The 20848-nt window shown below is 51.3% G+C and carries 19 protein-coding genes; 10 read left to right on the top strand and 9 right to left on the bottom strand.

Going from position 1 to position 20848, the window contains the following annotated elements; all coding sequences use genetic code 11:
- The first annotated feature begins 79 nt into the window (after positions 1 to 79).
- Entirely contained in the window at positions 80 to 1423 is a 1344-nt protein-coding gene (gdhA, locus tag OGX91_RS02945) for an NADP-specific glutamate dehydrogenase (protein ID WP_040233659.1), read from the top strand.
- 78 nt (positions 1424 to 1501) lie between these two features.
- Here the strand turns inward: gdhA and OGX91_RS02940 are convergent, their stop codons facing one another.
- From OGX91_RS02940 to OGX91_RS02930, 3 genes are all read right to left on the bottom strand, one after another.
- Entirely contained in the window at positions 1502 to 3448 is a 1947-nt protein-coding gene (locus OGX91_RS02940) for a DNA topoisomerase III (RefSeq protein ID WP_149691728.1), read from the bottom strand.
- A gap of 4 nt (positions 3449 to 3452) precedes the next feature.
- Positions 3453 to 4496 (bottom strand): selenide, water dikinase SelD, encoded by a 1044-nt coding sequence (selD, locus tag OGX91_RS02935; protein ID WP_005121117.1) that lies wholly within the window; start codon positions 4494 to 4496, stop codon positions 3453 to 3455.
- Positions 4497 to 4612: 116 nt separating this feature from the next.
- The gene (locus tag OGX91_RS02930; RefSeq protein ID WP_005121118.1) at positions 4613 to 5164 is read right to left on the bottom strand and encodes an NAD(P)H nitroreductase; all 552 of its coding nucleotides are present in this window, start codon (positions 5162 to 5164) and stop codon (positions 4613 to 4615) included.
- A 174-nt stretch (positions 5165 to 5338) separates the two neighbouring features.
- On the opposite strand from OGX91_RS02930, the gene sppA reads away from it, so the two are divergent.
- From sppA to yajD, 5 genes are all read left to right on the top strand, one after another.
- Complete coding sequence (gene sppA, locus OGX91_RS02925; RefSeq protein WP_040233657.1) at positions 5339 to 7195, top strand: signal peptide peptidase SppA; 1857 nt, start codon at positions 5339 to 5341, stop codon at positions 7193 to 7195.
- 55 nt (positions 7196 to 7250) lie between these two features.
- Positions 7251 to 8267 (top strand): asparaginase, encoded by a 1017-nt coding sequence (gene ansA, locus OGX91_RS02920; protein ID WP_005121120.1) that lies wholly within the window; start codon positions 7251 to 7253, stop codon positions 8265 to 8267.
- 14 nt (positions 8268 to 8281) lie between these two features.
- Entirely contained in the window at positions 8282 to 8920 is a 639-nt protein-coding gene (gene pncA / locus OGX91_RS02915) for a bifunctional nicotinamidase/pyrazinamidase (RefSeq protein WP_005121121.1), read from the top strand.
- 256 nt (positions 8921 to 9176) lie between these two features.
- A complete protein-coding gene (gene chiD / locus OGX91_RS02910) occupies positions 9177 to 10430 on the top strand; it encodes a chitinase ChiD (RefSeq protein WP_155020965.1) in 1254 nt (417 codons plus the stop codon).
- A 94-nt stretch (positions 10431 to 10524) separates the two neighbouring features.
- A complete protein-coding gene (gene yajD / locus OGX91_RS02905; protein WP_286625394.1) occupies positions 10525 to 10869 on the top strand; it encodes an HNH nuclease YajD in 345 nt (114 codons plus the stop codon).
- A gap of 44 nt (positions 10870 to 10913) precedes the next feature.
- Here the strand turns inward: yajD and OGX91_RS02900 are convergent, their stop codons facing one another.
- Positions 10914 to 11189: a YeaC family protein gene (locus OGX91_RS02900; RefSeq protein WP_005121124.1), complete on the bottom strand. Its 276-nt coding sequence runs from the start codon at positions 11187 to 11189 to the stop codon at positions 10914 to 10916.
- 42 nt (positions 11190 to 11231) lie between these two features.
- Positions 11232 to 11645: a peptide-methionine (R)-S-oxide reductase MsrB gene (gene msrB, locus OGX91_RS02895; RefSeq protein ID WP_040233651.1), complete on the bottom strand. Its 414-nt coding sequence runs from the start codon at positions 11643 to 11645 to the stop codon at positions 11232 to 11234.
- A gap of 341 nt (positions 11646 to 11986) precedes the next feature.
- On the opposite strand from msrB, the gene gapA reads away from it, so the two are divergent.
- Positions 11987 to 12982: a glyceraldehyde-3-phosphate dehydrogenase gene (gene gapA, locus OGX91_RS02890; RefSeq protein ID WP_003030697.1), complete on the top strand. Its 996-nt coding sequence runs from the start codon at positions 11987 to 11989 to the stop codon at positions 12980 to 12982.
- Positions 12983 to 13065: 83 nt separating this feature from the next.
- Complete coding sequence (locus OGX91_RS02885; protein WP_286625393.1) at positions 13066 to 13950, top strand: D-hexose-6-phosphate mutarotase; 885 nt, start codon at positions 13066 to 13068, stop codon at positions 13948 to 13950.
- 98 nt (positions 13951 to 14048) lie between these two features.
- Here the strand turns inward: OGX91_RS02885 and OGX91_RS02880 are convergent, their stop codons facing one another.
- The 4 genes from OGX91_RS02880 to OGX91_RS02865 all read right to left on the bottom strand — a co-directional run bounded on the left by OGX91_RS02880 (position 14049) and on the right by OGX91_RS02865 (position 17026).
- On the bottom strand, positions 14049 to 14903 hold the full coding sequence (locus OGX91_RS02880) for an aldo/keto reductase (protein WP_286625392.1): 855 nt from the start codon (positions 14901 to 14903) through the stop codon (positions 14049 to 14051).
- Positions 14904 to 15081: 178 nt separating this feature from the next.
- Entirely contained in the window at positions 15082 to 15432 is a 351-nt protein-coding gene (locus tag OGX91_RS02875; RefSeq protein WP_040233645.1) for a hypothetical protein, read from the bottom strand.
- Between the two features lie 10 nt (positions 15433 to 15442).
- Positions 15443 to 15685 (bottom strand): hypothetical protein, encoded by a 243-nt coding sequence (locus OGX91_RS02870; RefSeq protein ID WP_199947611.1) that lies wholly within the window; start codon positions 15683 to 15685, stop codon positions 15443 to 15445.
- A 594-nt stretch (positions 15686 to 16279) separates the two neighbouring features.
- Entirely contained in the window at positions 16280 to 17026 is a 747-nt protein-coding gene (locus OGX91_RS02865; protein WP_005120354.1) for a MipA/OmpV family protein, read from the bottom strand.
- A gap of 433 nt (positions 17027 to 17459) precedes the next feature.
- On the opposite strand from OGX91_RS02865, the gene yeaG reads away from it, so the two are divergent.
- Together yeaG and OGX91_RS02855 are read left to right on the top strand one after the other, a co-directional pair.
- Positions 17460 to 19394 carry a protein kinase YeaG gene (gene yeaG, locus OGX91_RS02860; RefSeq protein WP_005120355.1) on the top strand — a complete coding sequence of 645 codons (1935 nt, stop codon included), beginning with the start codon at positions 17460 to 17462 and terminating at the stop codon, positions 19392 to 19394.
- A 121-nt stretch (positions 19395 to 19515) separates the two neighbouring features.
- Complete coding sequence (locus tag OGX91_RS02855) at positions 19516 to 20799, top strand: YeaH/YhbH family protein (protein ID WP_048211926.1); 1284 nt, start codon at positions 19516 to 19518, stop codon at positions 20797 to 20799.
- Positions 20800 to 20848 lie beyond the last annotated feature (49 nt).

The following is a 20848-nucleotide window of genomic DNA, read 5'->3' as shown; positions in this document are numbered from 1 at the left end:
GTATAGTCAAAAACTGCAAAACACTTAACACAAATATCAAAAATATAACCATATCAATACATAAGAGGTTCTTATATCTATGGATCAGACATGTTCTCTGGAGTCGTTTCTCAACCATGTACAAAAGCGCGACCCGAATCAGACCGAGTTCGCGCAAGCCGTTCGTGAGGTAATGACGACACTGTGGCCGTTTCTTGAGCAAAACCCGCGCTATCGTCAAATGTCCTTGCTGGAGCGTCTGGTTGAACCCGAGCGCGTGATCCAGTTCCGCGTGGTCTGGCTCGACGATCGCAATCAGGTACAGGTTAACCGTGCGTGGCGCGTACAGTTCAGCTCCGCGATTGGCCCGTACAAAGGCGGCATGCGTTTCCACCCTTCCGTGAACCTGTCGATCCTGAAGTTCCTCGGCTTCGAGCAGACCTTTAAAAACGCACTCACCACGCTGCCTATGGGCGGTGGTAAAGGCGGCAGCGACTTTGATCCGAAAGGGAAAAGCGAAGGCGAAATCATGCGTTTTTGTCAGGCGCTGATGACGGAACTGTTCCGCCATTTAGGGCCCGATACCGACGTTCCTGCGGGTGATATCGGCGTGGGCGGTCGTGAGGTCGGCTTTATGGCCGGGATGATGAAAAAACTCTCCAATAACAGCGCCTGCGTCTTCACCGGAAAAGGCCTTTCTTTCGGTGGCAGCCTGATTCGCCCGGAAGCAACCGGCTACGGTCTGGTGTATTTCACCGAAGCGATGCTCAAACGCCATGGTCTGGGCTTTGAAGGGATGCGCGTAGCGGTTTCTGGCTCCGGTAACGTTGCACAATTCGCGATTGAGAAGGCAATGGAGTTTGGTGCGCGGGTGGTTACCGCCTCCGATTCCAGCGGTACCGTGGTTGATGAAAGTGGATTTACCAAAGAAAAACTGGCGCGTCTGTGCGCGATTAAAGACAGCCGCGACGGTCGCGTGGCGGATTACGCCCGTGAGTTTGGTCTGACTTATCTGGAAGGTAAACAACCCTGGTCTGTTCCGGTTGATATCGCCCTGCCGTGTGCCACGCAGAACGAACTCGATGTGGAAGCCGCGCAAATGCTTATCGCCAACGGCGTCAAGGCCGTGGCTGAAGGCGCGAACATGCCAACGACCATCGAAGCCACCGACCTGTTCCTCGAAGCGGGCGTACTTTTTGCGCCAGGCAAAGCCGCTAACGCGGGTGGTGTCGCCACATCAGGTCTGGAAATGGCGCAGAATGCCGCGCGTCTGGGCTGGAAAGCGGAGAAAGTGGATGCGCGTCTGCACCACATCATGCTGGATATTCACCATGCCTGCGTCGAGTACGGCGGTGAAAGCAAACAAACCAACTATGTGCGCGGCGCCAACATCGCGGGCTTTGTGAAAGTTGCCGACGCGATGCTGGGCCAGGGTGTAATTTAATTCATCCCGTACGCCGGATGCGGCACACATGCCTTATCCGGCAAAGCCTGATGGCGCTACGCTTATCAGGCCTACAAACTACACGCCTGCCTCTTCGGATGGCGGGCTTTTTTTCGCCGTACGTTTACGCGGCGCGCCCTTTTTCTTCTCACCACTACTACCGCCCGGAGCGGCAATGCCACGGAAGCGTCGTACCGGCGTGCTGCGCGCCTGATCGATAAGCTGATATAGCGTTCCCACCAGCGGCTGCATGAAATCCTGATAACGACACTGCTTTTCACTGATTTGGGTCAGGATAGATTCCCAGTGCGCGGTCATATCCGGACGCGTCGCCATTTCAGGCAGTGAGTGAAACAGCGCTTTTCCGGCATCGGTGGAATGGATATAACGCCCTTTTTTCACCAGAAATCCGCGTTTAAACAGCAGCTCGATAATCCCGGCGCGCGTCGCTTCCGTTCCCAGGCCATCCGTTGCGCGCAGGATCTTTTTCAGATCTTTATCTTGCACAAAACGCGCAATCCCGGTCATTGCTGACAGCAGCGTGGCATCGGTAAAGTGTCGTGGCGGTTGGGTCTGACGTTCAACCACTTCGCCTTTTTCGCACAGCAGCTCGTCATCTTTTGCCACCACCGGCAACGGCGTCCCGTCGTTATCTTCGTCACGCTCTTTGTTGCCAAGCAGCGTGCGCCATCCGGCTTCCGCCAGAAAACGCGCTTTGGCGACAAACTTGCCTTTGGCGATGTCCAGCTCAATAACGCACTTCCTGAATACCGCATCCGCGCAAAATTGCATCAGATACTGACGGGCAATCAGGTTGTAGATTTTCGCTTCGTTATCATTCAGGTTGATGGATGAACTGCGCGCGGTAGGAATGATGGCATGGTGCGCATCCACTTTTTTATCGTCCCAACAGCGGTTTCGCGTATCGGGATTGACCGCCGGTTGCGGGAGCAGATCCGGCGCATGGACGCTAATCGCGTTCAACACCGCGTGACGTCCGGCAAAGTGTTCTTCCGGGAGATAACGGCTATCCGAACGCGGATAGGTAATCAATTTGTGGGTTTCATACAGCTTCTGGCAGATATCCAGAACGTTTTGTGCGCTTAAGCCAAAGCGTTTCGCCGCTTCAATCTGCAACGCCGATAGCGAAAACGGCAGCGGCGCGGATTCTGATTCCCGTTTATCGTTATAGCTGGTGACTATCGCCGGCTGACCGTTAATGCGGTTTACCACGTGTTCAGCCAGCGTACGATTCAGCAAGCGCCCTTCTTCATCCTGGTACGGCTCACACGCTTCGCTCGGCTGCCAGATAGCGGTAAAACGCTCATCAGTTGGCGTCACGATATGCGCCTTTACCTCAAAGAAGTCTTTGGCGACAAAGTTTTCAATCTCTTCATCGCGACGCACCACCAGGCCGAGCACTGGCGTCTGTACACGCCCGACCGAAAGTACGCCCTGATAGCCCGCATTACGCCCAAGAATGGTGTAAGCGCGCGTCATATTGATGCCGTACAGCCAGTCGGCACGCGCCCGCGCCAACGCCGAGACGCACAGCGGAATAAATTCACTGTTGGCGCGCAGACGCTCAATAGCCCGCTCCACGGCCTGCGGGTTGAGGTCGTTAATCAGGCAGCGTTGCACCTGCTGACGCTTTTCAGGCGCCAGTTGTAGGTAATCCAGCACTTCATCCACCAGCAGTTGCCCCTCACGATCGGGGTCACCGGCGTGAATGACTTCACTGGCCTCATGCAAAAAGCGCTTAATGACGTTGAGCTGTTTGGTCACCGAGGGACGCGGCTGCAGTTGCCACTTTTCCGGGACAATCGGCAGATCGACCAGACTCCAGCGAGCATAACGACTGTCGTAGGCGTCTGGCTGCGCCTGCTCAAGCAAGTGACCAATACACCAGGTCACCACTTGTCCGTTTCCGCATTCAATAAAGCCGTCACCTTTGCGATGCGGCTTCGGCAGCACATCGGCAATAGCGCGCGCCAGACTCGGTTTTTCGGCAATAAACAACCGCATCGAGTTAACGGATCTCAACCATGGCGCGACCGCCACGAGCTTCCACTAACTCACCAATCGCGGTGAGCTCGATGCCAAACTGCGCCGCAGCCGCTTTCACTTCAGCCTCAGCTTCCGGCGTTACCGCCAGCAGCAGACCGCCGGAGGTTTGCGGATCGCAGAGCAGATCGCGTACCGACTGCGGCATTTCACCCATCAGGTGTCCGTAGCTGGCAAAGTTACGCTGGGTGCCACCCGGCACTGCGCCCTGTGCAATGTACTCTTCAACACCGGGAAGCTTAGGAATATCCTGGTAGACGATCTGCGCCTGAATGCCGGCACCCTGACACATCTCACTCAGATGCCCCAGCAGACCAAAACCGGTAACGTCGGTCATGGCTTTCACGCCGTCGATATCGGCGAATGCCGCGCCGGCAATGTTCATCTGGCACATCACTTCCGTCGCCAGTCCTTTGTGTTCGTCCTTCAGCAGCGATTTTTTCTCTGCTGTCGTCAGAACGCCAATCCCCAGCGGCTTGGTCAGGAACAGTTTGCATCCCGCCTCGGCGGTACTGTTTTTCTTCACACGTTCGGTCGGCACGACGCCGGTTACCGCAAGACCAAAGATAGGCTCAGGGGCATCAATAGAGTGACCACCCGCCAGCGCGATACCCGCCTGACGACAGGCAAAGCGCCCACCTTCGGTGACTTCGCGGGCGATTTCCGGCGCCAGCTTATCAAGCGGCCAGCCAAGAATAGCAATTGCCATAATCGGTTTGCCGCCCATGGCGAAAATATCGCTGATGGCGTTAGTGGCGGCAATACGCCCAAAATCAAACGGATTATCGACAATCGGCATAAAGAAATCGGTGGTGCTGATTACGCTGGTGCCGTTCCCCAGATCGTATACCGCCGCGTCATCGCGGGTTTCATTACCCACCAGTAAGTTCGGATCAACAAACTTCGCCTGCTCACTGTGCAGGATGGTTTCCAGTACTTTGGGGGAAATTTTACAACCGCAACCGGCTCCGTGGCTGTATTGCGTTAAACGAATAGCTTGCTCGCTCATGGACATCTCCTGTCATTGCAATGCGGATATGGTAGCGCTCATTCCATGATGTGGTAAGAGTGACTGTCTGAATTCGGGTCTCTTTGCTCATAATCCAGACAGTTTTGCCGTCGTTATCAGAAATAACGGACGAATGCGCTCGGATCGGCAAGGTTAATCGTCGTGGAGGCTTTGAGCTGCGGTGTGCCCAGATAGAGAAATCCGACGATTTTATCCTGTGGGCGACAGTCAAACGCGTCGCGTACGACCGTACTTTCGGTTAATGCGCCGCTGCGCCAGATACCGCCAAAGCCCTGGGCAACTGCCGCCATCTGCATGGCCATTACGGCACAACCGGCAGACATTTCTTGTTCCCACATCGGGACCTTGTCGCTTTCTTCACATTTCGCCACCACGGTAATAATCAACGGCGCGCGAAACGGTGCGCTGCGCGCTTTTTCCTGAGCTTTTTCATCGCTACCTGCGGCAATCGCGCCTTTCTCAAGTACGGCGCTAAAACGTTCGCGCCCTTCACCTTCAATCACAAAAAATTGCCACGGTTGTAGCGATTTGTGGTCTGGCGCACGCATACCGGCGCGCAGAATATTTTGCAGTTGCTCTCCGGCCGGGGCCGGCTCGACAAGACGAGAGGCGCTGCGACGGGTGATAAGTAATTCGAGTGCATCCATTTGCTTAACTCCAACAATGAAATTTGTTCACAAAATTAACACGTGAGCGGATTTTGTTACAGCACAGGCGGCGATTCCTGCTGACAAGTGCCTGTCGGGTCATTACGATAGCCTCATCTTAACGCCTTTCTCCGGAATTTCGGGTGGCGTGTTGTTAATCGGTAGGGAGAATACATGCGAACCCTGTGGCGATTTATTGCCGGATTTTTTAAATGGACATGGCGATTACTCAATTTTGTCCGTGAATTTGTGCTTAACCTGTTCTTCATCTTTTTGGTACTGGTTGGCGTGGGCATCTGGATGCAGGTCAGTAGCAGCAACACCAGTGAACATGCTGAGCGAGGCGCACTGCTGCTGGATATCTCAGGCGTGATTGTTGATAAGCCCTCGAGCACCAGTCGCTTAAGCGTGATTGGTCGTCAGCTGTTTGGCGCCAGTTCCGATCGTCTGCAGGAAAACTCCCTGTTTGATATCGTGAATACCATTCGCCAGGCGAAAGATGACCGCAACATCACGGGCATCGTGATGGATCTGAAAAACTTTGCCGGAGCCGATCAGCCGTCCATGCAGTATATCGGCAAAGCGCTACGCGAGTTCCGCGACAGCGGTAAACCGGTCTTTGCCGTGGGCGATAACTTCAGCCAGGGGCAGTATTATCTCGCCAGTTTTGCCAACAAAATTTACCTCTCTCCGCAAGGTTCCGTTGATCTGCACGGCTTTGCCACCAACGGCCTGTACTACAAATCCCTGCTCGACAAGCTGAAAGTTTCCACGCACGTGTTCCGCGTCGGTACCTATAAGTCTGCCGTAGAGCCATTTATCCGCGATGATATGTCTCCTGCCGCGCGTGAAGCCGACAGCCGCTGGATCGGCGAACTGTGGCAGAACTATCTCGACACGGTCGCCGCCAACCGCCAAATTCCTGCGCAACAGGTGTTCCCAGGCGCGCAGGCCATGCTGGACGGTTTGACGAAAGTCGATGGTGATACCGCGAAATATGCCCTCGACAACAAACTGGTGGATGCACTCGCCTCCAGCGCTGAAGTTGAAAAAATGCTGACCAAACAGTTTGGCTGGAGCAAAGCGGATAAAAACTACCGCTCTGTCAGCTACTACGATTACACGCTGAAAACCCCGGCTGACACCGGCGACAGCATTGGCGTTATCTTCGCCAATGGCGCGATTATGGACGGTGAAGAAACCCCTGGGAATGTGGGCGGCGACACCACTGCCGCACAAATCCGCGAAGCGCGTCTTGATCCGAAAGTGAAAGCCATTGTCCTGCGCGTGAATAGCCCAGGCGGCAGCGTCAGCGCCTCGGAAGTGATCCGTTCTGAGCTGGCTGCGGCAAAAGCGGCGGGTAAACCGGTTGTTGTCTCCATGGGCGGCATGGCGGCGTCCGGGGGTTACTGGATCTCTACGCCTGCCAGCTACATTGTGGCAAACCCCAGCACGTTGACCGGTTCAATCGGCATCTTTGGTGTGATCAATACCGTTGAAAACAGCCTGGACTCTATCGGCGTACATACTGACGGCGTAGCAACCTCCCCACTGGCGGATATCTCGATCACCAAAGCGTTACCGCCGGAAGTGCAGCAGATGATGCAACTGAGCATTGAGAACGGCTACAAGCGCTTTATCACGCTGGTTGCGGATGCACGTAAGACGACACCGGAGCAGATTGACAAAATCGCGCAGGGCCACGTCTGGACCGGGCAGGATGCGAAGGCCAACGGTCTGGTAGACAGCCTCGGTGATTTCGATGATGCCGTCGCGAAAGCTGCAGAACTGGCAAAACTGAAACAATGGCACATTGAGTATTATCAGGACGAACCCACCTTCGTAGATATGGTCATGGACAGCATGTCAGGCTCCGTTCGCGCCATGTTGCCAGAAGCCATTCAGGCCATGCTCCCACCACCGCTGGCCTCTGCGGCCAGTGCAGTAAAAGCCGAAAGCGATAAGCTGGCCGCATTCAACGATCCGCAAAACCGCTATGCGTTTTGCCTGACCTGCGCCAACGTTCGCTAACTATTGACCCCTCTTCGGGATGAAGAGGGGTTTTCTTTGAGACAGAAGAAAAGTCATGCAGAAAAAATCAATTTACGTTGCCTATACCGGCGGTACCATTGGTATGCAGCGCTCAGAACAGGGTTATATTCCCGTTTCCGGTCACCTGCAGCGCCAGCTGGCATTGATGCCTGAATTCCACCGTCCGGAGATGCCAGACTTCACCATCCATGAATACGCCCCGCTGATGGATTCCTCCGATATGACGCCGGAAGACTGGCAGCATATTGCGGAAGACATTAAAGCGCACTACGACGATTACGATGGTTTTGTTATTCTGCACGGCACCGACACCATGGCATTTACGGCTTCGGCGCTCTCTTTTATGCTGGAAAATCTGGGCAAACCCGTAATTGTGACAGGGTCACAAATACCGCTAGCCGAGTTACGCTCAGACGGGCAAATCAACCTGCTCAATGCGCTGTACGTGGCGGCAAATTACCCGATTAATGAAGTGACGCTGTTTTTCAACAATCGACTGTTTCGCGGCAATCGTACCACTAAAGCGCACGCCGATGGTTTTGACGCCTTTGCCTCACCAAACCTTGCGCCGCTGCTGGAAGCGGGGATCCACATTCGTCGCCTGGGGACACCGCCAGCGCCACATGGCGCCGGCGCTCTGATTGTTCACCCCATTACCCCGCAACCGATCGGCGTGGTCACCATTTACCCCGGCATCTCCGCTGACGTGGTGCGTAACTTCCTGCGCCAGCCGGTAAAAGCGCTAATTTTGCGTTCCTACGGCGTGGGTAATGCGCCGCAAAATAAAGAGTTTCTGCAAGAACTTAAAGATGCGAGCTCGCGTGGCATCGTGGTGGTGAACCTGACCCAGTGCATGTCCGGCAAGGTAAACATGGGTGGCTATGCGACAGGGAATGCCCTGGCGCATGCTGGCGTGATTGGCGGCGCGGATATGACGGTCGAAGCCACACTCACCAAATTGCACTATTTACTGAGTCAGGGACTGGATACGCAAACCATTCGTGAAGCAATGACGCAAAATCTGCGCGGCGAGCTCACCCCGGACGAATAAAGGAGTTTATGCCCATGGCCCGAGCCTTACTATTGGTCGATTTACAAAATGACTTTTGTGCCGGTGGCGCGCTTGCCGTTCCGCAAGGCGACAGCACAATCGATATTGCCAACCGTCTGATTGACTGGTGTGTCCTACGCGGTGACACCGTCGTTGCCAGCATGGACTGGCACCCGGCTCATCACGGCAGCTTTGCCAGCCAGCATCAGGTCGCGACCTACAGCCAGGGACACCTCGATGGCCTGGCGCAAACCTTCTGGCCCGATCATTGCGTACAACACAGTGATGGGGCCGCCCTGCATCCTCTGCTGAACCAGCGAGCGATAACTCAAACCTTTACCAAGGGCGAAAATCCGCTGGTCGACAGTTACAGTGCGTTTTTTGATAACGGTCGCCGTCAGGCTACTACGCTGAATGCGTGGCTTCAGCAACATCATATTACTGACCTCCTCATCATGGGGCTGGCAACTGATTATTGCGTCAAATTTACCGTTCTGGATGCGCTCGATTTGGGTTATACCGTCAGCGTTATTACCGACGGCTGCCGTGGCGTCAATATTCAACCCCAGGACAGTGCAAACGCCTTTATGGACATGGCAGCGGCAGGCGCAACGCTGTATACACTTGATGACTGGCTGGAAACCCAGCGCTAACTTTAAAACGCCTCATCCGGCCTACAGATTCGCGCATTCATGCAAATCTGTAGGCCAAAAAAGGGACTCGCATCCCCATTTGGTGGTGTATGCCCCAACCGATAACACCGACCCAAACTGCTTTGCCGCTTCGCCAGCATGGCGTGAACCCCTTCGCATTTTTCCTGTTATGAAACTGTTAACCTGCAAGTGCTGTTTTTTCGCCACGCCATTTCCGTGGCGTGTCTGCTTGTTTAAATGTCAAAGAGGAACACCGATGAAACTTTTGCCTTTGTTGGCAGCATTACCCCTGCTCTGCGCGAGCGTTGTTTCCGCCAGTGCGCTGATGTCTGTTGGCTACTTCAATGGCGGTGGCGACGTCACTGCCGGTCCTGGCGGCGATATCAATAAACTGGATGTTCGTCAGATAACCCATCTCAACTACTCATTTGGCCTTGTCTATAACAATGAAAAAGACGAGGCCAATGACGCCTTAAAAGATGTCAGCAAGCTCCATCAAATTTGGCTTTCACAGAAAGTACAGGATGATTTGCTGAAAATTCCACAGCTACGTAAACAGAATCCGAACCTCAAAGTTCTGCTTTCCGTCGGCGGCTGGGGCGCACGCGGATTCTCCGGCGCTGCAGCAACGAAAGAATCGCGCGCGGTGTTTATTCAGTCTGCTCAGGAGATAATTGCGAAATATGGCCTGGATGGCATCGACCTCGACTGGGAATATCCGGTCAACGGCGCATGGGGACTGGTTGAAAGCCAACCAGCCGACCGCGCGAACTTCACCGCGCTGTTAACGGAACTGCGTGCCGCGTTGGGTCATAAAAAACTGCTAACCATCGCCGTGGGTGCGAATGCGGAAAGTCCGAAAAGTTGGGTGGATGTGAAAGCCATTGCGCCATCGCTCGATTACATCAATCTGATGACCTATGACATGGCCTACGGTACTCAGTATTTCAACTCGAATCTGTACGGTTCGACGCAATGGCCAACGGTCGCCGCGGCGGATAAGTACAGCGCCGATTTTGTCGTCAACAACTATCTCGCCGCTGGGCTAAAAGCGAGTCAGATGAACCTGGGCATCGGTTTTTATGGACGCGTTCCGAAGCGCGCCGTTGAACCTGGCATTGACTGGAGCAAACCTGACGCGCAGAAAAATCCAGCCACTCAGCCCTATTTCGAGCCTGCGCAAATTGAATTGTTCAAATCATTGGGCGTCGATCTGAGCAAAGATACCTATGTGAAGTACAACGATATTGTGGCGAAGTTGATCAACGATCCGCAGAAGCGCTTTAGCCAGCACTGGGATGATGAAGCAAAAGTGCCGTGGCTATCGGTGCAGTCTGCAGATGGAAAAGCACTCTTTGCCCTCTCCTATGAAAACCCGCGCTCGGTAGCGATTAAGGCTGACTACATCAAGAGCAAGGGGCTGGGAGGCGCTATGTTCTGGGAGTATGGTGCGGATGATAAAAACCAGTTGGCGAAGCAGTTGGCCGATTCGTTAGGTATCAAACACTGATCCCAACGCTTGCCACAATAGGTTATGATTAGCCCATTGCGCTGCGCCATTCTCTGGCGCAGCTTTTCATCTTCTACTGGAGGCATGAGCTGGTATGGCTTTCATCCCTAAAAATTACGCCCGTCTGGAAGTCGGTTATCGGGAAAAGGCGCTTAAGCTCTTTCCCTGGGTCTGTGGACGTTGTTCCCGCGAGTTTGTGTACTCAAATCTGCGCGAATTAACCGTACACCATATTGATCACGACCATTCCAATAACCCGGAAGATGGTAGCAACTGGGAGATGTTGTGCCTGTACTGCCACGATCATGAGCATTCGAAATACACTGAGGTGGATCAGTATGGTTCTACCGTAGTGGCGGGGGAAGATGCGCAGAAATACGTTGGCGAGGCGAAATACAATCCGTTTGCCGACCTTAAAGCGATGATGAACAAGAAATAACAGCAACTGCGGGCCCGACACCAATGTTTGCCGGGCCAGGTTAATCAGGATTTAAACGTCGCAATCGGTTCGGGCGTAATGCCAAACTCCACTTTTAGTTGCTGCTTACTCTTCATCACCATCTCACCGTTGGTATCAATAGTCATGTGTTGTGCATTCGTGTTGTTACGTGCCTGCCATAACATCACCAGTTGCAAACTGTTCTCTTTTTGTTCTGCGGTCAGCGCGACGCCATCCGGCCATTTTCCCAGTTCAACGGCAGTCGATAAGCGCTGATAAACTTCCGGCGTCATGCTGTTGATCATCTCATCAAGATTCATGTTAAATCCACTCTCCGTAGAATAATTAGCTGAATCGTTTCTTCAGCCTTTCGTTTGCTCACCGTTTTCGCCGTCTGTAAAGTTCAATGACGCTGAATTAACGCAGTAACGCTCGCCTGTGGGCTGAGGCCCATCCGGAAAGACATGTCCCAGATGCGCATCACAGTTTCCACAGCGGATTTCAATGCGCTGCATGCCGTGAGACGTATCTTTTATGTAACGGATAGCCTCTTCGCTCACCGGCTCGTAAAAGCTGGGCCAGCCGCAGCCAGAATCGTATTTTGTCTCTGAACGAAACAAGGGATTATCGCAGATCAGACAATGGTAGATGCCATCACGCTTATTGTGCAGCAAACGCCCGGTAAATGGCGGTTCTGTCCCATGATTTTGTGTCACATAAAACTGCATTTCGGACAAATTTTTTTTCAGTTCTTCTGGGGAAGGTTGCTTAGCCATTTGCTCACATCTCGCTTTATCTAAACTCACATCGCGAGACAGATTCTAACAAAACATTAACACCGTAGTGCGAACTTTTGTTCTAAACTTGATCCGTGCGAAATGGCAGCCCAGTAATCGTGATCGATATCACGTTTTTATCTTGATTGCCCTTTAAAATTCGAGCCGCCGCCCCCATGTGGTTTCAAGCCCAAAGGAAGAGTGAGGCGAGTCAGTTGCGCAAAGCTTAAGCAGCAGTTTGATTTGTCGCAATGATTGACACGATTCCGCTTGACGCTGCGTAAGGTTTTTGTAATTTTACAGGCAACCTTTTATTCACTAACAAATAGCTGGTGGAATATATGACTATCAAAGTAGGTATCAACGGTTTTGGCCGTATCGGTCGCATTGTTTTCCGTGCTGCTCAAGAACGTTCTGACATCGAGATCGTTGCAATCAACGACCTGTTAGACGCTGACTACATGGCTTACATGCTGAAATATGACTCCACTCACGGCCGTTTCAACGGTACCGTTGAAGTGAAAGACGGTCATCTGATCGTAAACGGTAAAAAAATCCGTGTTACCGCTGAACGTGATCCGGCTAACCTGAAATGGGACGAAGTTGGTGTTGACGTAGTAGCTGAAGCTACTGGCCTGTTCCTGACAGATGAAACCGCTCGTAAGCACATCACTGCTGGCGCGAAAAAAGTTGTTCTGACTGGTCCTTCCAAAGACAACACGCCGATGTTTGTTAAAGGCGCTAACTTTGACAAATACGAAGGTCAGGACATCGTTTCTAACGCTTCCTGCACCACTAACTGCTTGGCTCCGCTGGCTAAAGTTATCAACGACAACTTCGGCATCATCGAAGGTCTGATGACGACTGTTCACGCGACCACCGCTACTCAGAAAACCGTTGATGGCCCGTCTCACAAAGACTGGCGCGGCGGCCGCGGTGCATCCCAGAACATCATCCCGTCCTCTACCGGTGCTGCTAAAGCTGTAGGTAAAGTACTGCCAGAACTGAATGGCAAACTGACTGGTATGGCGTTCCGCGTTCCGACCCCGAACGTATCCGTTGTTGACCTGACCGTTCGTCTGGAAAAAGCTGCTTCTTATGAAGAAATTAAGAAAGCAATCAAAGCTGCTTCCGAAGGTCCGATGAAAGGTGTTCTGGGTTACACCGAAGACGACGTCGTATCTACCGATTTCAACGGTGAAGTTTGCACTTCCGTGTTCGATGCTAAAGCAGGTATCGCACTGAACGACAACTTCGTGAAACTGGTTTCCTGGTACGACAACGAAACCGGCTACTCCAACAAAGTTCTGGACCTGATTGCTCACATCTCCAAATAAGTTGAGATGAGTATCTGATCCAAAAAGGCGACTTCGGTCGCCTTTTTTTATGACCAAAATATTTACATACCAAGGATTGCATCATGATTAACAAAATTTTCGCTCTCCCGGTCATTGAACAGCTTACCCCTGTCCTCTCCCGCCGTCAGCTTGATGAACTTGAGGTTCTTGTTGTCGATCACCCACAGGTTAAAGCTTCTTTCGCACTGCAGGGCGCACATCTTCTTTCCTGGAAACCAAATGGTGAAGAGGAAGTCCTGTGGTTAAGCAACAATACCCCGTTTAAAACCGGCGTAGCGCTGCGGGGCGGAGTACCAATTTGCTGGCCTTGGTTTGGTCCAGCTGCCCAGCAGGGCCTGCCTTCGCATGGTTTTGCCCGTAACCTGCCCTGGACGCTGAAGGCACACAACGAAGATGACAACGGCGTGGTTCTGACGTTTGAGCTGCAAAGCAACGCTGAAACGCGTCAGCTATGGCCGCACGACTTTACCCTGCTTGCCCGCTTTAAAGTCGGTGCTACCTGTGAAATCGAGCTGGAAGCCCACGGTGAGTTTGAAACCACCTCCGCACTGCATACCTACTTCAACGTGGGTGATATTGCCGCAGTGAAAGTCAGTGGTCTTGGCGACCGTCTGATCGATAAAGTGAACGATGCCAAAGAAGATGTGCTGGCCGATGGTATCCAGACCTTCCCGGATCGTACTGACCGTGTTTATCTGAACCCGGAAGCATGTAGCGTCATCCATGATGATTCACTCAAGCGTAATATCGATGTCGTGCACCACCACCATCTGAACGTTGTCGGCTGGAACCCGGGCCCGGCGCTGTCCGTCAGTATGGGCGACATGCCGGATGACGGTTACAAAACGTTTGTTTGTGTAGAAACGGCTTACGCGACCGCTCCGCAGAAAACCACCGAAGAAAAACCATCTCGCCTCGCGCAGACTATTCGTGTGGCTAAACGCTAAGACAACTCTGCGCATCATGCCGGATGCGGCTAACGCCTTATCCGGCCTACAAACCGCTCGTAGCCGTAGGCCTGATAAGCGCAGCGCCATCAGGCAAATCAGGCCATATCCAGCGCCGTTTTACCTTTTGGCGCCGGATATGCCTCATTTAACAACTTCAGTTCATCAACCGAGAGCGTGATATTCAGCGCGGCGGCATTTTGTTCGACATGCGCTACGCTTGCCGCTTTTGGAATCGCGATCACGCCCGGTTGACGAATAACCCACGCCAGCAAGATCTGGGCGGTACTGGCATCGTGTGCACGTGCAATATCGCTAATCACCGAATGAGTGAGCAGACCACGGCGCAGCCGTCCTGCCTGTGCCAACGGGCTATAGGCCATAACCGGCATCTGCTGTTGCTGACACCATGGCAGCAAGTCATATTCAATGCCGCGCGACGCTAAATGATATAGCACCTGGTTAGTGGCGCATTGTTGTCCACCTGCAACCTGCCATAGCGCCTGCATCTCGTCATAATCGAGATTCGAAACACCCCACCGACGAATTTTCCCCTGAGCGATGAGTTTTTCCATGGCGCTGACGGTTTCTTCATAAGTAAAGTCCCCCGTCCAGTGCAGCAAATAGAGATCCAGATAGTCGGTTTTCAGCCGGCGCAGACTGCCTTCACAGGCAGCAATCGCTTTCTGGCCTCCGGCATTCCACGGATAAACTTTTGAAACCAAAAATGCACCATCGCGCTGTCCCGCTAATGCTTCGCCAACAATCTCTTCTGCTGCACCATCAGCATACATTTCAGCCGTATCAATCAGACGCAGTCCCAGATCCAGGCCAACCTGCAACGCCGAGACTTCATCACGACGACGGCAGGGATTCTCCCCCATGCCCCATGTTCCCTGCCCTATAGCAGGAAGCGAAACCTGCTCCGTAAACATCACCTGTTTTACTGTCATAGTTCCCCCCTGAGTACATGCACCACAGTAAAGCAAAACACGGGTGATGTGTCCTGTGATGGTGCACAAATTGCACCATCCTCGTTTGGAGGGTTCGTCGTTAATCAGATGCAATAAAAAGCCCGGGCACAGTATTTATTCCCGGACTTAGACAGATAACGTTTTAGCTGTGCAGAGATTATTTTAAACGGCCTAAATATTTACCTTCTTTCATGGCATTTATTTTTCCGTTCTTATATACAATAACCGAAATCAAGCCTGCACTATAGGTTTGCGCCTCTGCATTATTTTCATCATTTGCTGCCGGGCTACCATTTATGTAGGCAATGCCATCGGCACCACGTTTAAAATCGACCCCCAGTTTCTTCACATGTATGGGTTTTACCGTACTGCCGTTAACCGGAGCATTCACTTCACTAACCATGGTTTTATGATCATGCTGTAACTGACGGCGGTAAGCCTCGCTAATAGCATGAGCAGGTGCAATAGTTGATGCCACCAGCGCAGCGATAATAATTAATTTTTTCATGAGGAAAACCTTAATATTTATTATGACTATGATGATGGCTGGAATTAGCGTCATTTGTGCTGTACAGGCTCTGTGCATTTTCCATAGCCTGTTTTTCCGCTGCAGCATTGATTGTAGCCTGACGATTCTGCTCAGCAACGTAGCATGCGTCCCGACTTACGCCCTTGTTCTCACAGTCATTCATGCGAGAAGCCTCGATAGAACAACCCGCCAGAACCCCGCCCATCACAACTATCATGATTAACTTTTTCATTATCTATACCAGGTTTATACTCAAAAACCTTCATCGCAGATGATATTTCTGCAAGGAAGAATTACTCTCACTACTTTTTAAGTTTGAGTAATATCTGCAATAGAATATTTAATGTCAATTTAAATTTTTTCAGATAATTACCTAAAGAATGCAAAATAAAAATTAACCGTTTTGTTTTTTACTTTTCACATGAAAGATGACTTTCATGGTTAAATTAGACGATGAAAATAGTTGTCAGATATTTGCAATACGCCTTGCAAGGTTGATTGAGGTCCAGGAGTCATAACAAAACAGTGCATTTTCAGTATATTGCCGTAGTGACTTTTGTTAGCCGCTAACGATGATTGGTGATGGGATACCTGTATTTCTTATTCTGTAAGCAAATCGATATCTGATTAATTAAATCATCCGTTCCTTTTTGGTAACTACACCAGGTAAAACACGTTAATTATTCGTTGCAGCATCGCATAAGGCAGAATCAGCAAAAATCGTGAATTCTCATGCTTAAGATCAACATTCATTCCCGTCAGGCAAAAAAGCCCGCATAATGGGTTCAGTCCATAACACGGGCTCATGTTCAGCATTGGAAATGCATCAGAACTTATAGGTGATACCCGTTGAGATCAGAGCCGTCCAGGATTTGTCTACCATCGGGCTGTCTGTCACTTCATCAGACAAACGGGTGTAACGCGCAGTACCGTACACGCTCCAGTCGCCTAAGAAATTATAGTTGGCGCTGAGTTCAAGGTACGGGTTCCAGCTGCTTTCAGGATCGTAGCTGCGTAAACCACTGCGGGACGATTCGTGGTGCGATACACCATAGTAGTACTGGTTCTGGTTTTCACTGTTCCACTCAACACCAATCCCCGGTGTCAGCGTCAGGCCCCCGTTGGTATAACGGTACAGCCATGCCAGATCCCATACGATACCATTACTGTTATCCAGTGCGTCTCCCGCGAGGCTGGTACGCAGGAAACCATATTGTGTGTTATGCACGTAAGAAAGCCCGGCCATCATGGTGCTCTTACGCTTATCGAGATTGCGCAGACGGCTATCGTCGCTGTCGCCAGGCTTGAAGTACAGTGGCGACCAGTACGCCATCACAGATAATTTATCTGCATTGTCATTCCACAGGTAGTAACCGCCGCCCAGACCACGGAACCAGAAGTTGTCGCTTTCATAGGTCACAACAGGGACCGGGTAAACGTCACTATCGTAGTTTTTGTAAGGGTGTTCAACCACACCAACGCCTGCGCCCAGCGTCAGGTTGCTTTCTGCTTGCGCGACGCTCGCGGACGTGGCAATAAGCACGCCAAGTGCCAGAAGTTTGAGTTTGGTCACAATCCATAATTCCTTATTCAAATGTTTAGCGACGAAAGTGTAACCGCCAATACGCTTCAGCCCAACTATTTTACGTATTACCTGCCCAATGTAACCCCCTAATTTCTCAATGAGTGATGGCATTTTGTTTGCAGTGCGGTGAACAGCACATGAATTCAGCCCCATTTCTTTACATAACATGTGCTTTTTTTGCTGATGAGTTATTGATATGCCATTGAAATTCATTTGCGCGTACAGGCAAATTTTGCAAATGCCATCTACGCTTAAATTTAGAAGGTGTATCACCGAATACGTTGATCTCCTGACCATCGAAATGGCATGAGAGTTGCTTATTTCTTCAGCAGCGACGTCGTTCAGTTTACCTCTTCAGGGGCCTCTACTATTCATATGAACGGCTCTTAACATGTGCTAAAAAACGAAAGGACGGCATACCATGAATATATTCGATCACTATCGCCAGCGTTATGAAGCTGCCAAGGACGAAGAGTTCACGCTGCAGGAGTTTCTTACCACTTGTCGGCAAGATCGCAGTGCTTATGCCAACGCGGCAGAGCGGCTATTAATGGCTATTGGTGAGCCTGTCATGGTTGACACTGCCCACGAACCTCGACTTTCTCGACTCTTTTCGAATCGGGTGATTGCACGTTATCCCGCTTTTGAAGAGTTTTACGGCATGGAAGACGCGATTGAACAGATTGTTTCTTATCTGAAACATGCGGCTCAGGGGCTGGAAGAGAAGAAGCAGATCCTCTATCTGCTGGGGCCGGTGGGAGGGGGAAAATCATCGCTTGCAGAGCGACTGAAATCGCTGATGCAAAGAGTGCCCATTTATGTCCTCAGCGCCAATGGTGAACGTAGCCCGGTTAACGATCATCCGTTATGCCTGTTTAATCCGCAGGAAGATGCACAGATCCTGGAAAAAGAGTATGGGGTTCCGCGTCGCTATCTCGGCACAATCATGTCGCCGTGGGCTGCGAAGCGTTTGCATGATTTCGGCGGGGACATTACTAAATTCCGCGTCGTCAAAGTCTGGCCGTCTATTCTGGAGCAAATCGCCATCGCTAAAACGGAGCCTGGTGATGAAAACAACCAGGACATTTCCGCTCTGGTCGGGAAAGTAGATATTCGTAAACTCGAACACCATGCACAGAACGATCCTGACGCCTATGGCTACTCAGGTGCGCTGTGCCGCTCCAACCAGGGGATTATGGAATTTGTAGAGATGTTTAAAGCACCGATTAAAGTGCTGCATCCTCTGCTGACTGCAACCCAGGAAGGAAACTACAACGGGACAGAAGGTATCTCTGCCCTGCCGTTTAACGGAATTATTCTCGCCCACTCGAACGAATCTGAATGGGTGACGTTCCGCAACAACAAAAATAACGAAGCCTTCCTCGACCGTGTATACATCGTGAAGGTTCCGTATTGCTTACGTATATCTGAAGAGATCAAGATCTACGAAAAACTGCTTAACCACAGTGAGTTGACCCATGCGCCTTGCGCACCGGGCACACTGGAAACGCTCTCTCGCTTCACTATTCTTTCACGCCTGAAAGAACCTGAAAACTCGAGTATATATTCGAAGATGCGCGTTTATGACGGCGAAAGCTTGAAAGATACCGATCCTAAAGCAAAATCGTATCAGGAGTACCGGGATTACGCCGGAGTTGATGAGGGGATGAACGGTCTGTCCACACGTTTCGCGTTCAAGATCCTCTCCCGCGTGTTCAACTTTGACCATGCCGAAGTCGCGGCCAACCCCGTGCATCTGTTCTATGTGCTTGAGCAGCAAATCGAACGCGAGCAATTCCCGCAGGAGCAGGCCGAACGTTATCTCGAGTTCCTGAAAGGCTATTTGATCCCGAAATACGCCGAGTTTATTGGCAAAGAGATCCAGACGGCTTACCTCGAGTCCTACTCTGAATACGGACAGAACATTTTCGACCGTTATGTCACCTATGCGGATTTCTGGATTCAGGATCAGGAGTATCGCGACCCGGATACCGGTCAGCTGTTTGACCGTGAGTCGCTGAACTCAGAACTGGAGAAAATTGAGAAACCGGCGGGTATCAGTAACCCGAAAGATTTCCGTAATGAGATCGTCAACTTTGTTCTGCGCGCCAGAGCAAACAACAGCGGTCGTAATCCAAACTGGACCAGTTACGAAAAACTGCGCACGGTTATTGAGAAGAAAATGTTCTCGAATACCGAAGAGTTGCTGCCGGTCATTTCGTTTAACGCTAAAACCTCGACTGACGAGCAGAAAAAGCACGACGATTTTGTCGACCGTATGATGGAAAAAGGCTATACGCGTAAACAGGTGCGTTTACTGTGCGAATGGTATTTGCGCGTACGTAAATCGTCTTAACATAAGTGCCCGGTGGCGCATGCGCTTACCGGGCTTGCAAAATAATGTTCCGTAGACCGGATAGCGCCAGCGCCATCCGGCACTTACAGACATGGCGAACAGTTGGCAGTACGGGGGGCATATGACCTGGTTTATTGACCGGCGTCTTAACGGCAAGAACAAGAGCACGGTAAACCGCCAACGCTTCTTGCGCCGTTATAAATCGCAAATTAAACAGTCGATCTCCGAGGCCATTAACAAGCGTTCGGTGACCGATGTAGATAGCGGCGAATCTGTCTCTATTCCGACCGATGATATTAGCGAACCGATGTTTCATCAGGGGCGCGGTGGCCTGCGTCATCGCGTCCATCCGGGTAACGATCATTTTGTCCAGAATGACCGTATCGAACGTCCGCAGGGGGGCGGCGGCGGTTCAGGAAGCGGACAAGGCCAGGCCAGTCAGGATGGAGAGGGTCAGGATGAGTTCGTCTTTCAGATATCTAAAGATGAATATCTTGATCTGCTGTTCGAAGATTTAGCGCTGCCTAACCTGAAGCAGAATCAGCAGCGTCAGCTAACGGAGTTTAAAACGCACCGTGCAGGATTTACCTCCAACGGTGTGCCAGCCAACATCAGCGTGGTGCGCTCCTTGCAAAACTCACTGGCGCGTCGCACAGCAATGACGGCGGGTAAACGTCGTGAACTGCATGCGCTTGAGGCCGATCTGGAAACCATCGCCAAAAGTGAACCTGCGCAGTTGCTGGAAGAAGAGCGATTACGCAAAGAAATTGCTGAATTACGGGCAAAAATCGAACGCGTACCGTTTATAGATACTTTTGATTTGCGCTACAAGAATTATGAAAAACGACCCGATCCTTCCAGCCAGGCGGTGATGTTCTGTCTGATGGACGTCTCCGGTTCAATGGATCAGTCGACTAAAGATATGGCAAAACGTTTTTATATCCTGCTGTATCTGTTCTTAAGCCGCACTTACAAGAACGTGGAGGTTGTCTATATTCGCCATCATACTCAGGCAAAAGAGGTTGATGAACACGAGTTCTTCTACTCTCAGGAAACGGGGGGAACCATAGTTTCCAGCGCCCTGAAGTTAATGGATGAAGTGGTAAAAGATCGCTACAACCCTGCCCAGTGGAATATCTATGCCGCTCAGGCATCGGATGGCGATAACTGGGCAGATGATTCACCACTGTGTCATGAAATCCTGGCGAAAAAGCTGCTGCCGGTGGTGCGATATTATAGCTATATTGAAATCACCCGGCGCGCACACCAGACCCTGTGGCGTGAGTATGAGCATCTGCAATCTACCTTTGATAATTTTGCGATGCAGCATATCCGCGACCAGGATGATATTTACCCGGTATTTCGCGAACTGTTTCATAAGCAAAGTACGACCAGTAATAATTAACCTAAACAAATCAGTCAGCGCGTAGATGTGCTGACTGATTTTATAAATA

This window comes from Citrobacter sp. Cpa228 (assembly GCF_030333085.1).
Lineage (GTDB): Bacteria > Pseudomonadota > Gammaproteobacteria > Enterobacterales > Enterobacteriaceae > Citrobacter > Citrobacter pasteurii.
The sequence above is the reverse complement of the archived record's forward strand: the minus strand, read 5'-3'. Positions and strand labels throughout refer to the sequence as shown.